This window comes from Algoriphagus jejuensis (assembly GCF_039523455.1).
In the GTDB taxonomy this organism is placed as follows: domain Bacteria; phylum Bacteroidota; class Bacteroidia; order Cytophagales; family Cyclobacteriaceae; genus Algoriphagus; species Algoriphagus jejuensis.
The window spans coordinates 525,943-542,158 of the sequence record NZ_BAAAFI010000002.1; the positions used below are offsets into that span (position 1 = coordinate 525,943).

Below are 16,216 nucleotides of genomic sequence, written 5' to 3' on the forward strand. Positions count from 1 at the left end.
AGAACTTACCCATGAAAAAACATCTACTCTATATCGCTTCGGCGTCCCTTGTTTTCCTAGCCTCATGTAATAAAGACCTCCCGACTGAACTGGCGTTCGAAAATTATGAATTTGCCACTTTGGATGAAGAAGGGGGAAATTGGAAACCAATTTTGATCGCTTCAGGAGCGGATCTTGAAATCCCTGTTCCTTCTGAAACCAGTTCTTCAGAGTATCAGGCTGAATTGACTCAAACCAAGACTGCAATTCAAAACATGACCCCAGACCAACGTAAAAATCTGGTAAAATGGACCAATAACCCTGTCGTTAGATGGAATGAAATCGCGCTGGAGCTGATTGCAAAATATAACCTGATTCCGGGCCCAAACCCCGACGGGACTTACACACTGCCTAACCCCGCAACTCCGGATGGGCCACCGGCATTCCCTTTTGCCCATCCTCCGTATGCAAGCAGGGCGCTCGCCTATCTTTCGGTTGCGCAGTTTGATGGCCTGATTTCAGCATGGCACTATAAGTTTGAATATGCACGGCAGTCGGCTTATCAAGTAGATCCTTCCATACCTTTTGCGTATGTGGAGCAGCAAATTCCAGCCTATCCTTCCGATGGAGCAGTGATTGCCTCTGCCTCAAGAAAAATTCTTACGGCCATGTTTCCATTGGAGGCAGCCTATTTGGAGCAAAAGGAAAACGAACATCTTGAGAGCTTACTGCTCTCAGGTGAATTTGTAAAAAGTGACCTGGATGCAGGATCTAAAATCGGCAATGACATTGCTGCAATTGCGCTTTCCAGAGCTTCTATAGATGGGATGAAAAATGCCCAGGCTCCAAAGGCTGTTTCGGATTCTATTGCCAATGCAGCCTTTGAAAGATTTGGCTGGAAGTGGACGAATCTGGAATCTCCTCAGCGGCCTGTCGGCTTGACTCCCCTTTTTGGGAAAGTAAAGATGTGGAACGTTGCAAATGTAGAGGCTACTCGTCCAGGCATACCACCGGCCCCAGGATCCGCAGAATTTGAGGCAGATGTAAAATTGCTGAAAGATTATGCAGCCAACCGAACCGCAGAACGAAGAAGGATTGCCAATTTTTGGCAGGATGGGTTGGCTACATATACTCCTCCCGGTCACTGGAATGACTTTGCCAATCGGTTCATTGTAAAGTACCAGTTGAATACCCTCAGGTCGGCAAGAACACTTGCCTATATGAATATGGCGATTATGGATGGAGGGGTCAGCTGCTGGGATGCCAAATACTACTACCATTATCCCCGCCCCATCCAGGAGATTGAGGGATTCGAAACCATTACGGGTACTCCCAATTTTCCGTCCTATACCTCTGGACATTCAGTGTTTTCCGCAGCAGCAGCTGAGGTTTTGGCCTATGTTTTTCCTTCGGAAGCCGATCTGGTGAGAGAATGGGCCGAAGAAGCTGCAATGTCCAGAGTTTATGGAGGGATTCACTGGTCATTTGATGCCACTGTGGGAACACAACAGGGCAAAAATGTCGCCCAATACACTGTGGAAAAAGCCCGCCTGGACGGCGCAGATTAATTAACAACAACCCATTATCAGAAAAAATTATGAAAAACTATATACTTATTTCATTCCTTGCACTGACAATGCTTGCCTTTAGCCAAAAATCAATGGCCCAAGGCTGTGTGGCCATCCGGCAATTTTCCGGTTTGGGAAACGCCGTCGGGCAAGGGAACATCCTCAATCAGGGTGAATTGAACGTTAGTATGAGCTACCGTTATTTTAAGTCCTATAAACATTTCAGAGGTTCCCATGAAGAACAGGACCGTGTAGAAAACGGTACTGAAGTGATCAACTACCAGCATGGTTTGGACATTAATATCAGTTATGCGTTCAGCGAAAGGCTTTATGGCATCGTGTCATTGCCCCTTCAATACAATGAAAGAAGCTCGCTGTACGAGCATAACCGGACAGATAGACATACGACCTATTCCAAAGGGTTCGGTGACATGAGAATCGGAGCAGGCTACTGGTTGCTGTCTGGAGGGAAAGCTAAAAAAGGAAACACAGCAATAGGGTTGGGAATCAAATTCCCAACAGGTGATTATGCCGCCACAAGCACTTTCTATAAAGGAGAAGATGAGACACCTACCGAAATGACCGTGGACCAGTCGATCCAGTTAGGTGACGGCGGAACGGGGTTGATCGTGGATTTTCAGGGCCTTTGGAACATCGGAGGCACTTCGTTTTTATACTATGATGGCTTCTACATGTTCAATCCCAAAAACACAAATGGCACTTCGACCAACAGATCTAGACCGAATGAGGCCATAATGAGTGTGCCTGATCAATTTGCTGTCCGAACTGGGGTATTCAGGGCTTTCGAAAAAGTACATGGTTTGGGAGTCTCTCTCGGAGGTCGAGTGGAAGGGATACCTGTACGAGACGCCATCGGTGGAAGCGACGGATTCAGACGGCCAGGCTACATCATCTCCGTTGAGCCGGGCGTCAGTTACATGCGTGGCAATGTGACCGGCACACTGAATGTACCTATTGCTTTACACAGAAATAGAACTCAGAGTGTGACCGATATAGAAAATTCAACTCCTGAAAAAGAGGTTCATGGAGACGCAGCCTTTGCGGATTACCTGATCAATTTCACGTTGGCATGGAGAATTCCAAAGAAGGCTCCCGCGATTTTCAAATCCCTTTGATTCTCATAAGCCCGAAAGCATTTCAGCATTCGGGCTTATTTTCTCCAAACCAACGATTTTCCCTCAGTCTGAGCGAAGATCTTTTCCTCTCAATCGGGAAATTATGCTTTGGCGGTTTTTGAAACTTCAGCTTTTAGACTGTTGAAAGCCAGGTAAATCAAGGCAATCGCAAGTACAAATAGCAAGGCGGCGATCACAGCCAAGACATAGCCCTTTTCCTGGAAATTCTTCCAGGCAAAAAGACCAAGAGACGCAAGCGTCACGGTGAACATGAAAAACATCGGGATCATGACGAAGGTCGCCGGAATGTTCTTCCGGATCAGCCACACGGCAATCGTCAATAGAGCGAGTGCCGCCAAGAGCTGATTTGCCGAACCGAAGATCGGCCACAGGGTGCTGAATTCTCCGGATAGTAGAAGTAAGACAGAGAGAAATACCACAACCGTAGTGGATAGGTAACGGTTTTTGGCCATGGTCTGAGCCGCGGGCTGGGGCAAATCTTCAAAATATTCCTGGAGAGTAAATCGCGCCAGCCGGGTGCAGGTGTCCAGTGTGGTCAAGGCAAAAGCCGACACAGTCAATGCCACAAAACCAATTGCGAAGGTCTCAGAGATCCCCAAGGTTGCAATCATTCCGCCGATCCCGTTGGAGAACAGCGCCACAGGGCCTTCCGCACCGAGTCGGCTTGTATATTCCTCACGTGAAAGCACTGCGACCGCTCCGACTGAGATGATGGCGAGAAAAGACTCAATCAACATGCCTCCAAATCCCACGACTTTTGCATCACTCACTTTGTCCAACTGCTTTGACGTCGTGCCGGAGGCAACGAGAGAATGGAATCCCGAAATGGCTCCGCAGGCGATGGTGACAAACAATACAGGGAAAACAAACCCTAAATTTTCGCTGGAAGTCTGGATCTGCGTCGACATTTCAATCTGAGGATTTGCTATAAAAACTCCAGCTACAGCCGCAATCATCATTCCATAGAGCAGGTAGCTGTTTAAGTAATCCCGTGGCTGAAGCAATAGGCTCACCGGAGCCACTGAGGCCAAAAAAGCATAGCCCAGCAGAGCGATAATCCAGACCTCGTAGCTGAGGTTGATCGGTAGCTGAGTCCCTAAGTAAACGAAATAATACATCAAGACGACTCCGATGATGGTGATAATTACAAACGCAAGCTTGCCGTTTCCCACCAACCGATTTAGGTATCCAAAGCTGACCGCCAACAAGATAAACAGGATGGAGGCTGAGCCCACGCCGGGATTTGCGATAAAAGTTTTTGCAATGATGTCCGAAAAAACCCCGATTACCAAGATTAGCGTTGAAAAGCTAAACAGGATAAAAAGTTGCTTTCCTCTGGAACCGATCTGGTTTCTGATGATCACGCCGATGGATTTTCCGTCGGTTCGGAGTGAGGCTGCCATGCTTCCCAGATCGTGAACGGCTCCAAAGAAGATGCCGCCGATCAAGATCCATATTACGGCGGGAATCCACCCAAACGTCACCGCGATGATTGGTCCGACGATAGGTCCGGCACCGGCAATAGATGCAAAATGGTGCCCCAAGACAACAATCGGTTTGCTGGGCTCGTAGTCTACCCCATCTCTTAATAGATGTGCGGGCGATTTTTGGGAATCGTCCAATCCAAATTTCCGATAGACAAATGAGCCATAAAATCGATAAGCAAGAAATAGCAGGACTGCCGAAATCAGGAGAAGAAGGGCTAGACTCATGGTTTATTCTGGAAATGTGAACTTTGGCTTTTTGGGAATTTGGATTCTTGCCGCAATTTAGAATAATGTGAAAATCATCGCCGAATAAAGTGTGTTTTCTGATACGGAATTGGAAAAGGAAATGGCGTGATCCACTCTCGGAATTTTATTTAATGGAGATTAGGTCTAAATTTGCGTCCTTTGACTTGTCAAAACAACAACCTAACAATTCTATATGGCTTGGTTTAAAAGAACTGACAAAGGCATCAAAACCTCTACTGCTGAGAAAAAAGATGCTCCCGACGGACTTTGGTTTAAGACCCCAAACGGTAATATTATCCATACCCGGGAGCTGAAAAACAACGCTTTCGTATGTCCTGACGATGATTTTCATGTGAAAATCGGCTCCAAGGAATACTTTGAAATCCTGTTTGACCACAACAAATTCACCGAGTTGGACGCCGACATGAAGTCGGGCGATCCGCTGAAATTTACGGATACCAAACCCTACACTGCCCGAATCGACGCAACCATCAAGAAAACCGAACTCAACGATGCCGTACGCACAGCGCATGGCAAGATGAACGGCTTGGAAATCGTGGTTTCTTGCATGGATTTCAACTTTATCGGCGGATCCATGGGCTCAGTGGTAGGTGAAAAGATCGCCCGTGGCATAGATTATTCCCTGAAGCATAAAGTTCCTTTTCTGATGATATCAAAATCTGGAGGAGCTCGGATGATGGAAGCGGGTTTTTCGCTGATGCAGATGGCGAAGACTTCCGCGAAACTCGCGCTGCTTGATCAAGCTGCGATCCCCTACATTTCATTGCTCACCGACCCCACGACCGGTGGAGTGACTGCGTCGTATGCAATGTTGGGCGATTTCAACATTGCCGAGCCTGAGGCCTTGATCGGGTTTGCCGGCCCAAGGGTAATTCGTGAGACGATCGGCAAGGATTTGCCAAAAGGCTTCCAAAGCTCCGAGTTTGTATTGGAGCATGGGTTTCTTGACTTTATCATCGATCGTCGGCAGCTGAAAGCAAGGTTGACCACTTTGCTTAACCTCCTGAACAATTAAACTGTCGACTCATCAAAAAGCCTCCCGGATTCAAGTCAAAAATCTTTTTGTTTGGCCTGTTTTCTGGATTAATAAATATATTTGTGCTCCCAAACAGGGTTCAATCCAGACGAAAAAGTAAAATAAAAATTTCATGGGTTCAGTAATTATTACCTCCATTGTAGCTTTTACGGCAATTATCCTGCTACTGGTGTTTATTCTCCTATTTGCCCAGTCCAAACTGGTCAACTCCGGAGATGTGAAGATCGTCATCAACGGTGACAACGGAAGTCCGATTGTGGCTTCAGCAGGATCAAGTCTGCTTACCACATTGAGTAGTCAAAAGATTTTTCTTCCTTCGGCCTGTGGCGGAGGCGGAACTTGCGCAATGTGTAAATGCGTCGTCGAGGACGGTGGAGGAGATGTTCTCCCTACAGAAGTCGGACATTTAAGTCGTGCTGAGCAGCAGGGCAACGTCAGATTGGCCTGTCAGGTAAAAGTTAAGCAGGACATGAAGATTCGCGTGCCAGAAGAAATCTTCGGGATTAAGAAGTGGGAATGCGAAGTGATTTCCAACTACAACGTTTCCACGTTTATCAAAGAATTCAAGGTGAAATTGCCCGAAGGCGAAACGCTTCACTTCGAAGCAGGTGGATATATCCAAGTCGACGTACCTGCCATCACAGTTCAGTTTAAGGATATGGATATCACTCCGCATCCAGAGTTGGGCCACCCTGCAGATGTGTACAAGAGTGATTGGGATAAATTCGGTCTATGGAGCTTGGTCATGAAAAATGACGAGCCGCTCTTCAGAGCTTATTCCATGGCCAACCACCCGGCAGAAGGTAATATAGTCATGTTGACCATCCGTATCGCTACTCCGCCTTGGGATCGGGCCAACAACCGATGGATGGATGTAAATCCGGGAGTTTGTTCTTCTTATGTATTTGGAAGAAAGCCAGGCGACAAGGTGACTATTTCCGGCCCTTACGGAGAATTCCACATCAATCCGACCGAAAGAGAAATGATCTACATCGGCGGTGGAGCCGGTATGGCGCCCTTGAGAGCACACGTTTTTCACTTGTTCCATACAGAAAAGACGCACAGAAAAGTGTCCTATTGGTACGGTGGTCGTTCCAAAAAGGAATTGTTCTACGTACCTCACTTCAGAGACATCGAGAAGGACTTCGATAACTTCAGATTCTACATAGGCCTTTCCGAGCCGCTTCCAGAAGATAACTGGAAAGTGAAAAAGTCGCTCGACGATGAGGGAGACGGATACGTTGGCTTCATCCACCAGGTGTTGTATGAGAACTATCTCAAAAATCACCCTGAGCCAGATGAGATTGAATATTACCTCTGCGGACCTCCTTTGATGAACGCCGCGGTACTGAAGTTGCTCGATGATCTGGGTATTCCTAAAGAAAACATCCGCTTCGATGACTTCGGAGGATAAAAATTCACAAAAGATCCCGCTCAGGCGGGATTTTTTAGTTTAGCGCCATTTTTGATTATTTTTAAAAACACATCACCAATTCTATGAATCTTCAGTCCTTTTTTGAGCCAGTTGCTGATTTTCTGTTTGAGAAAAAGTATTCGGAAAACTCCTTTTGTCAGCAATTACGGATTCACAGAGATGATTTTCCCGATCTCAAGGGAATCCAGATTGCACTGGTGGGGATCAAAGAAAACCGTGGTGCAAAGAAATCTGAAAGCATCGAAAGAGGGAGTGCCGAGATTCGGGAAAAGCTCTATGAACTGAAAAAGGGAATCGCCTCTACTCGAATAGCGGATCTTGGGGATTTGGTTTCTGGAGAATCTTTGAATGATACCTATCAAAGCATGCGTCAGGTGGGAGAGTTTCTGATGAAGAATCAGATCCTTCCCATTTTCTTCGGAGGATCTCATGATTTGGATTACGGGCAATATCTTTCCTACCAGAAGATGAAAAAGCTCGTGACTCTCGTGACGGTTGATTCAAAAGTGGACATGGAAGAAATCGGACCGGAGGACGACCGACACACACAGGAGATTGTCCTACATCAGCCCAATTTTCTGTTTTCTTATACCCATCTGGCTTATCAAAGCTTCTTGGTGGATCCTACGTTGATCAATGTGATGGAGAAACTGTACTTTGATCATGTCCGGCTCGGTCAGCTTCGTGACAAGTTCAAGGAATCCGAGCCTCTGATTCGGGATGCCGATTTGTTGAGCTTTGATTTGAGCGCGATCCAATCTGCCGATGCGCCGGGTGCCGTAGGCGCGGAACCCTTCGGGCTGAGTGGAGAGGAGGCCTGCCAAGTGTTCTGGTTTGCGGGGATGAATGAAAAGTTGAGCTCAATCGGACTCTATGGCTATGATCCCTACTTTGACGATGCGAATAACAAGACGGCAAAGGTCGCTGCGGTGATGATATGGTACTTTGTGGAAGGCTTTTATTCAAGGAAAGATAGTCTTTCATTTAAAAGTGCAGACTATATCAAGTACACCGTTTCTCTGGATGCCAAGCCAAATTCGCTGGTGTTTTACAAAAGCAAAAGAAGCGGCAAGTGGTGGATGGAAATTCCCCACAATGAAACCGGGCGCTACGACCGGGTAAGCACCGTCCCGTGTAGCTATTCTGATTATCTAGTAGCGCAAAAAGGAGAGATCCCCGAGCGCTGGATCAATGCACAGATCAAATTGTATTGATGAAGACGTACACCAGGCAACAACTGGCCTTGAGAAACGGTCAGGACAAGCCGGAGATTTGGATTGCTTACCGTGGAGTGATTTATGACGTGAGCAGTTCCAGATTATGGAAAAACGGGACGCACTACGAGCATTGGGCGGGGCAGGATTTGACAGAGGAGCTCGTTGACGCTCCGCACACAGAGAAAGTGTTTGAGAAATTTCAGGCCATAGGCCAACTAGCGTAAAATGATATTAATTGCAGATAGTGGTTCCAGCAAGACAGATTGGCGGGTCATCCATCGAGATGGCAAGATCAGTCAGCACCGGGGGGTAGGATTCAATCCTTATTACATGACCTCAGAAGAGATGGCGATACAGATGCGCCATGACTTCCTCGTCAATCTCGAAAGTGAAATTGAAGAGATTTATTTCTATGGTGCAGGTTGTTCTGCGCCGGACAGGAAAGCAGAAGTAACCAATGCGTTGAGTACTATTTTTGGCCAAGCCAAAATTCATGTCGATCATGACTTGGCCGCAGCCGCGCACGCGACCTGTGGGCATCATGCCGGCATCGCCTGTATCCTGGGAACCGGCTCCAACAGTTGTGACTACGATGGGAAAGACATCTTGGCAACTCGCCCTGCGGCGGGCTATATTTTGGGAGATGAAGGGGGAGGATGCTATGTGGGGCGAAAGTTTTTGACTGATTTTATTCACGAGGAAATGCCTGAAAACATCCGTGAGGCGGCGATTGAGCGCTTTCATATCACGCAAAACATCATTCAGGATCACGTTTACCGCCAGCCATTTCCAAGTCGATACATGGCGAGTTTTTGCAGGTTTATCTCCGAAAACAAAGCCGATCCGTATTGCTACGGCCTGTACTACAATGCATTCAAAGACTTCTTTGCGAAGCACATCTTCAAGTACCCCGACTACCAAAACAAGCCAGCCAATTTTGTCGGTTCGATTGCATATTACAACTCCGATATCCTAAGAAAGGCTGCCTCCGACTCCGGAATCAATGTGAATATCATCATCGAAGGGCCGATAGCTGGCCTTACGCTTTATCATCAGGAAAAACTATGAGGGTCACCGAGAGCAGCTCGCAGTATCAAGATTTGGAAAAGATGGGCACCGTCGATCTTTTGCAAAATATAAATTCAGAAGATCACAAAGTGGCTCCAGCTGTGAAAGAAAAGCTTGCGGCGATCACAGCATTGGTTGATCAGATTGTCCCAAGAATGCTCGAAGGAGGAAGGCTTTTTTATATCGGTGCGGGGACAAGTGGCCGACTTGGGGTGTTGGATGCTTCGGAATGCCCGCCCACTTACGGGGTTCCCCATGATTGGGTCGTTGGTTTGATTGCCGGTGGAGATGCGGCTATTAGAAAAGCGGTTGAAAATGCAGAGGACGATCCCGAAATGGCCTGGAAGGATATTCAAGCCTATGGATTTTCAGAGCTGGATACAGTGATCGGGATTGCTGCCTCAGGGACAACTCCCTATGTAATCGGCGGGGTGAAGACGGCAAGAGCAAAAGGCCTACTCACGGGCTGTATCACCTGCAATCCAGAATCTCCCTTGGCAAAAGCCGTGGAATATCCGATTGAAGTAGTCGTCGGGCCGGAGTTTGTGACGGGCAGTACGAGGATGAAATCCGGAACGGCGCAAAAGCTCGTTTTGAACATGATCTCGACCACTGTCATGATCAAGCTGGGTCGGGTGAAGGGAAACAAGATGGTGGATATGCAGCTTTCGAATATCAAGCTGGTCGACAGAGCGACCAAGATGGTCATGGAAGCTACCGGTCTGGACTATGCGGTCGCCAATGAATTAGTGCTTTCTCAAGGCTCTGTTCGCAATGCAACAGAATATTATTATAAAAACAAGGGATGATCGTTAAGAAAATTTTGGATACGATGGTGATATTTCCTGTCTTTGACCGTATCTTTGCAGCCCGAATAAGCGTTTGAAAGCCAGACGTTTATTTATTCACCACAAACTACAGCAGTGATGCTGCATACTTATGAAAAAGAACAATCCTAGAAAGCCATTTTTCAACGAAGGAGGCAAAGATTCTGACTCCTCGAGATCCTCCAGCAGACCTGACTTTTCATCGAAAGGTGGCCGATCTGACAAGGGGGACAGCAAATTTTCCTCAAAAGGAAAGTCATTCGGTAAGAAAGACGATTCCTACAGCAAGTCCTCCTTTGGTAAAAAGGACGATTCCTATAGCAAACCATCGTTCGGCAAAAAGGCTGATTTCAATTCTGACAGCAAACGCAGCTTTGGTGACAAACCAAAAGGCAGATTCTTCAACTCTGACGACAAAGGCGCTGACAAGCGATTTGGCACAGGAGATTCTGAGAGAAAATCCTACGGAGATAAGCGTTTTGACAACAAAGGAGACGGTTTCAAAAAGAAATTTGAAAAGCGTGATGACTCCGGTTTTGGCAAAAAGCCCTACGGGGAGAAGCCGGATCGTTTCAAGAAAGACGACTTCTCTGGCAAGAAATTCGAAAAGCGAGACGGCGGGGATTTTCCAAAGAAATCCTTTGGAGAAAAATCTCACCGCTTCAAAAAGGATGATTTCTCAGCAAAGAAGTTTGAGAAAAGAGAGGGTTCTGACTATCCGAAAAGGTCGTTTGGCGATAAGGTAGATCGATTCAACAAAGAAGAGTCTGGAGCAAAAAGATTTGGCAAAGATTCTGGTCCCGATAGTCATCGGGATGAGAAGCCTTTTTTCAAGAAAGGCTCCAAAGACCAATCTCCAAGAGAATCTGGCGAGCGCCTAGTTTACAAAGGCAGAGGACGTGATCAGCAGCCGGTTTTCGCGCCGGAGAAGCCAAAAGTCAACGAGGACAAGCCGACAGAAAAAAGAGGTTTTGGTAAGAATAGACCGAACCGTCAGGAAGTGAATGCGGACAGACCGGATTACAATTTTGATGCGCTGCCAGCCAGAAAGGTCAAAGGAAAAGAAGAAACGGATCTGCTCCGACTGAATAAGTACATCGCCAATTCTGGGATCTGTGCCCGGAGAGAAGCAGATGATCTGATCGCAAAAGGATTGATCACTGTCAACGGTGAAGTGATCACCGAGATGGGCTATAAGGTTAGAAAGACCGACCGAGTAGTTTACCAAGGTAAAAAAGTCAATCCTGAGAAGCCTGTCTATGTACTGCTGAACAAGCCGAAGGATTTCATCACCACGACCGACGATCCGATGGAGCGTAAGACCGTGATGGCGCTCGTGGAGAATGCCTGCGAAGAGCGGATGTTCCCAGTAGGGCGACTGGATCGAAATACCACCGGCCTCTTGCTCTTTACCAATGACGGTGAGCTGACTGCAAAGCTTTCTCATCCATCCAATGAGGTGAAAAAGATCTATCAGGTGACGCTTGATATGCCATTGACGCATAATCACGAGAAGGAAATCCTGGAAGGCTTGACCCTCGAAGATGGAGATGTGAAAGTAGATGATATGAAGGTACTTTCTCAAGACCGCACGATTCTCGGATTGGAGATTCACATCGGCAGAAACCGAATCGTAAGAAGGCTATTTGCTCACTTGGGCTATGAGGTTACTGCGCTGGATCGTGTGATGTATGCAGGCTTGGATAAGAAAGATCTGAAGCGTGGACACTACCGATTCCTCACAGAGCAGGAAGTGATCCGATTGAAATTCTTCACCTAATAAACAGAAGAGGCTCCCGAAAGGAGCCATTTTTGTTTGCGCACTCTCCAAGGGTTTTTCAGTCCCTTGGAGAGTTTTTACGCTATTCGACATTTGTAAAATCGAATCCTGGTTGGAGGGCCTGTCAAACAACCTATCGTGGGATCCTCGATGGCTATCTGGATCAATCCGAATTCTCTCTAGAAGCGGGAGTTTAATTTGTTAAGATGTTCGGTTCTCGCGGCGTCTCCCCAAAACCGTTTTTATGGAATTGCAGTGATTTTGGAATACTCCAACAGAAAACTGCTTTCATCAAACTTAAAGTTCTCAGCAGAATCTACATCCAAGCTCAAGTCCTGCCACTCCATTGTTGGATAGATTTTCACCTCTTTTTTAGAAATGGTGTTCAAGACCACCGGGATTTTCACGGCACCCAAATCCTTGTCGAGACGATAAAACAACGTGGTTTTTCCATCCTGACTTTTCACATAGTACTCCAGCTTGGGCAATTCTTTTTCGTGCAAATAGTGCTGGAAAAGCAAACTCAAGTCCTGACCTGTCCGCTCGCTGAGCAGCTCTTCGAGGTCTTGGGAGGTGATGCTTTGGTGGCGGAAAGTGGTCTGGAGCTCCTTGAGGTACGCAAACCAAACTTCATCCCCTGCCAGCTTTCGCAGTGCGTCCAAAAACAAGGCGCCTTTGGTGTACATGTCGCCGATGTCGTAGTGGATATGGTTGAGTCCAAACTCCCCGATCAGGGGCGTCTCATGCTTCATCTCCGTCCGCATTGAGTTGAGGTAGATCTGGGCGGATTCATAGCCGTAGCGATCCTCCAGAAACAACGACTCTGCATAGGTGGCGAAGGCCTCATGGATCCACAACTCGGCATTGTCGGTGCAGCTGAGGCTATTGCCCCACCACTCGTGGGCAAACTCATGGAGTAGCAGCTGGGCCGGAATCCAGCCTTTGGCAAAGTTTTCATTCGTGTACTCCTCCCAGTCCTTTTCCTCCTCGGTGAAAAATTCGGTACCTAGGGCTACCGCGCTCTGGTGTTCCATCGCGTGCGGGGCATCTACAAAGCGGATTCCGTCTCGGGGAAAAGGGTAGGGGCCAAAGTACTTTTCGAAGGAATCCAGCACAGGCTGCACTTGGGATTTCTTCTTTTCGCCGATCGCCACGTGATCTTTCAGCACATCCATCTCAAATGCCATTGTCCCTTCCAATCCCACCAGCTGACCCTTCAGGGTTTCGTAGTTTCCCAAGTACAGGATGAGATTGTAGTTGTTGATCGGGTAGCTTACTGCCCAGGAAGTTCGGGTTTTTCCGTTCCCGAGGCTGTATTCGCCCACTTTTCTCCCATTGGCGATGGAGACGAGATCCGCGGGATGGATGATGCTGATGCGGGCGGAGTCGGGTTCGTCGGAGAGGTGGTCTTTGTTTGGCCACCAGCCGCTTGCTCCATATCCCTGACAGATCGCCTGTATCCATGGATGGTCATTGGCATCCTGGGTCCACAGGAACGAAGCGTACATCGGGATCTGGGGATCAAAGTCCAAAGGTCTTCCTCTGAAATACACCTGGATCTCCTCCGTAGAATCCCTTTTCAAGGACTCGGGAAAACGGACGGTCACCGCGTCGTGCTCTCTCGAGAAGTCCAGGGCCTGCGACTGGTATAGGATGCTGTCGATCTGCATCTGAGAATAGAGGTCGACTTGAATCTTGTCGGTACTCTCTATGACTTTGAACCGGATCAAACTGCTCCCGGCGATGACCTCCTCCTCTGGAAAAACTTCCACGTCCAAATGGTAAAACCCCACATCGTAGGCTGTCCTGAGAGGAGTCAGGGCACCTTTGAGTGTGTCGAGACGACTGAATTCGTAGGGTTTTTGATCCGGAGAGACCTCTTTGAAGCCGTAGACTTCCTTGGTCTCCACTCCTCGGGATTGATCAAAGGCTACCCAAAATTCGGAGTCGTAGTTTTCCTGGAAGTAGGTGTTGGCTTGGCCGATGTCGTTGGAAAGGAAGGGTTTGGAGTAGTTGGCGGGAACTTGAGACTTCTTATCAGCTTTGAAGTGGAGCGTGTAGACCAAGGGGGCGTGATCCATCCCGCGCGGCTTGCTGGATATTTCGAAGACTTTGCTCGAATTGATTTCATCCAAGACCCAGCGCTCTCCGTCGAACTTGGATTGGATTACTTCTCTCCATTCCCCGGCTTTGTAGTGGAATTTGTACAAGTTGGACACCAGGATAAAGGCTGCTTGGGACTTGAGTTTTTTGAAGGCTTTTTCCGTAGAGATGAAATCAATCTTCACATAGGCGAGCGTCTCCACATCCAGATATAGATGTCCCGACCAGATGGCGTATTTGTGGTTTGTTTTGGGTTGCAGGGAGATCTTGTAGGCAGGCCTCCCCTCGATCGAAACCCTGTCTTCCAACTCAAAATGATAGTTGGAGATGAACATTTCGCGCTGGACGCTGGAGGTAAAGTCACGCGCGACGTCCCTGAAGAGAAATTGGTAGGTATTATTCTCAAAAGGGGTCATGAGCTGGACCTTCCAATCCTCAAACTCGGTGGGTTTGGTGCGTACTTCCCGTACATGGATCGAGTCGCCCACCAGGTCTTGCTCTGCGTCGTGCAACTCGTAGGGTGGCTGGATGATGTCGATAAAAGCCTCGGTATATCGCAGCGCTTTGTTATCCAGCATTGCGCTGTTCCTATAGTATCCTTGGATAAAGGCACTGTCCGATCCGTAGTTTTTGGGGATGTTGAGGGCCGCAGCGCGCAGCAGGGCGACCGGGTCTTCCGGGCGGATTTCAACACCCTGAAGGTCCAGAAATTCTTCCTCCAGTGCAATCTCCAGAAATCCACTCCCAATGCTCCAGCTTAATTCCGCGTCTTTGAAACCGAGACAGCTCACCCGCAGCAGAACCTGCTCGGGCAATGCCATGGGAAGCGCGAGTTCAAAGTCACCTTTGAGTCCGGCAATTGCGCCCTTTCCAGATTCGGGAAGGTAGATATGAGCGAAAGGGATCTCCTCACCGGTTTGTTTACTGATGACTTTACCTTTCAGACTTTGCGTTTGAGCGGAGACTTCGAATAAAAGAAAAAGAAGAAAGGCAAAGAGAGCGATGGTTCTAAAACTGAGAAAATCTGACATGGATTGGATTTCTTTTTCCTCTTCAAAAAACGGGAATTTGACCCAGCCAGAACCGGTGAGATTGGATTTTGACTTCTCAAATCCCGATTTGAGACATTTTATCTCCCACTTTCTCCCATTTCCTCCCTTCGCTGGAAATAGACTCCTGGGGTCACCCCTTTGAATTTCTTGAAGGCGCGTTGAAAAGTGGCTGATGAGTTGAATCCGCAGGTGGACGCTATGCCCAGCAAGGTCAGGTTGTTGTTTTCCGGCTTTTTCAATTCCCCGCAGAAAGCCTCCACGCGATAGGAGTTTACGAAATCGTTGAAATTCATCCCCGCTTCTTGGTTTAGCGTTTTGGAGATCTGCTTGACAGGCACCTCGATTTTCTCCGATAGCGAGGCAAGGCTGAGTTCAGGATTGCGGTACAGTTGATCCGATTCCATGGCGTTTTGGAGTAAAATCATCTGCGGGGATTTTTCATTTCCTTCAAACACTTCCCTGTCCGCTAGATTTCGTTTTCTTTTGGGTTCGATTGTTATTGATCGGATTTTGAGATATCCTGCTATCGCGATCCAGTAGAGAAACAACACGAGAAGGATCTCGACGGGGTAGTACTCAGACCAAGTAAACGGCCAAACTCCCGAGTAGGAAACTACCAATGTGGCTGTCCAAACGAGTGCGAGGATAATCTGAAAAACAAGAATCTGCTTCACCCAAGCTCGAACCATTTTCCCTTTTTCGCGATTCCTTTTTTCAATTTCAGAGCGGGGAGGCAATTTGTAAAACTCGCGCAGCGACAGACCGGTAAAAAACAGGTAAACGAGCACGCTCAGTGGCTCACTGTATTGGGCATAAAATTGCCCGGCCAGTGTCAATCCCGGTCGGAGACCTGTCAGTCCGATACCAACCAGAAAATAGGTAAACCAGCAAATCGTCAGATAGCAGAACTGGAAAATGAAGGTTGAATAGATCCAAAGTTTCTGTCTTCGCGATAGTGGGTTTTCAGATAAAAGAGAAAGCTGATAGAGATAAAAGGACGGTCCGACCAAGAAGATCAGGACAAAGGGATAGTAGTCGAAAAAGGCGGTATGTTTTTCGAGATTGGAACTCCAGTTGAAAGTCTCCAGGCCGTTGTAGACCAAAGCCAGTACGGCAAGACCCAGATAGACCGCCCCGGGATGTCGCTTGCTCGCAAAGAGAACCACCGCAAAGGTGAGGCCTTGGACAGCTCCAAAGAGAATCAGAATATTGACCAGGCTTAAGTCAAGGTTCATGGAAG

Annotated in this window: 12 protein-coding genes; 9 read left to right on the forward strand and 3 right to left on the reverse strand. The window is 47.7% G+C overall.

Translation table 11 applies throughout. The features are described 5' to 3' along the window. Positions 1-11: 11 nt before the first annotated feature. Positions 12-1,547, forward strand: coding sequence for a vanadium-dependent haloperoxidase (locus tag ABD031_RS03195; protein WP_343848357.1), 1,536 nt, complete (start codon positions 12-14; stop codon positions 1,545-1,547). A 29-nt stretch (positions 1,548-1,576) separates the two neighbouring features. Then, positions 1,577-2,683 carry a transporter gene (locus tag ABD031_RS03200; RefSeq protein ID WP_343848358.1) on the forward strand — a complete coding sequence of 369 codons (1,107 nt, stop codon included), beginning with the start codon at positions 1,577-1,579 and terminating at the stop codon, positions 2,681-2,683. Positions 2,684-2,784: 101 nt separating this feature from the next. Here ABD031_RS03200 and ABD031_RS03205 read toward each other — a convergent pair whose 3' ends face one another. After that, positions 2,785-4,416, reverse strand: coding sequence for a carbon starvation CstA family protein (locus ABD031_RS03205; protein WP_343848359.1), 1,632 nt, complete (start codon positions 4,414-4,416; stop codon positions 2,785-2,787). A gap of 214 nt (positions 4,417-4,630) precedes the next feature. On the opposite strand from ABD031_RS03205, the gene accD reads away from it, so the two are divergent. The 7 genes from accD (at position 4,631) to ABD031_RS03240 (ending at position 11,821) form a co-directional block, all read left to right on the forward strand. Then, entirely contained in the window at positions 4,631-5,473 is an 843-nt protein-coding gene (accD, locus tag ABD031_RS03210; RefSeq protein ID WP_343848360.1) for an acetyl-CoA carboxylase, carboxyltransferase subunit beta, read from the forward strand. Positions 5,474-5,606: 133 nt separating this feature from the next. After that, a complete protein-coding gene (gene nqrF, locus ABD031_RS03215) occupies positions 5,607-6,908 on the forward strand; it encodes an NADH:ubiquinone reductase (Na(+)-transporting) subunit F (RefSeq protein ID WP_343848361.1) in 1,302 nt (433 codons plus the stop codon). Between the two features lie 83 nt (positions 6,909-6,991). Next, positions 6,992-8,143, forward strand: coding sequence for a formimidoylglutamase (locus ABD031_RS03220; protein ID WP_343848363.1), 1,152 nt, complete (start codon positions 6,992-6,994; stop codon positions 8,141-8,143). Beyond that, positions 8,143-8,370, forward strand: a complete 228-nt coding sequence (locus tag ABD031_RS03225) for a cytochrome b5 domain-containing protein (protein ID WP_343848364.1) — start codon at positions 8,143-8,145, stop codon at positions 8,368-8,370. Before ABD031_RS03220 ends, ABD031_RS03225 begins: the two co-directional genes overlap by 1 nt. A 1-nt stretch (position 8,371) precedes the next feature. Continuing rightward, on the forward strand, positions 8,372-9,214 hold the full coding sequence (locus tag ABD031_RS03230) for an N-acetylglucosamine kinase (protein ID WP_343848365.1): 843 nt from the start codon (positions 8,372-8,374) through the stop codon (positions 9,212-9,214). Beyond that, positions 9,211-10,023: an N-acetylmuramic acid 6-phosphate etherase gene (gene murQ / locus ABD031_RS03235; protein WP_343848366.1), complete on the forward strand. Its 813-nt coding sequence runs from the start codon at positions 9,211-9,213 to the stop codon at positions 10,021-10,023. Before ABD031_RS03230 ends, murQ begins: the two co-directional genes overlap by 4 nt. Positions 10,024-10,153: 130 nt before the next feature. Next, positions 10,154-11,821, forward strand: a complete 1,668-nt coding sequence (locus ABD031_RS03240; RefSeq protein WP_343848367.1) for a pseudouridine synthase — start codon at positions 10,154-10,156, stop codon at positions 11,819-11,821. A 242-nt stretch (positions 11,822-12,063) separates the two neighbouring features. Here ABD031_RS03240 and ABD031_RS03245 read toward each other — a convergent pair whose 3' ends face one another. Further along, complete coding sequence (locus tag ABD031_RS03245) at positions 12,064-14,955, reverse strand: M1 family aminopeptidase (protein ID WP_343848368.1); 2,892 nt, start codon at positions 14,953-14,955, stop codon at positions 12,064-12,066. 98 nt (positions 14,956-15,053) lie between these two features. Continuing rightward, the gene (locus ABD031_RS03250; RefSeq protein ID WP_343848369.1) at positions 15,054-16,211 is read right to left on the reverse strand and encodes a helix-turn-helix domain-containing protein; all 1,158 of its coding nucleotides are present in this window, start codon (positions 16,209-16,211) and stop codon (positions 15,054-15,056) included. Between the last annotated feature and the right edge of the window lie 5 nt (positions 16,212-16,216).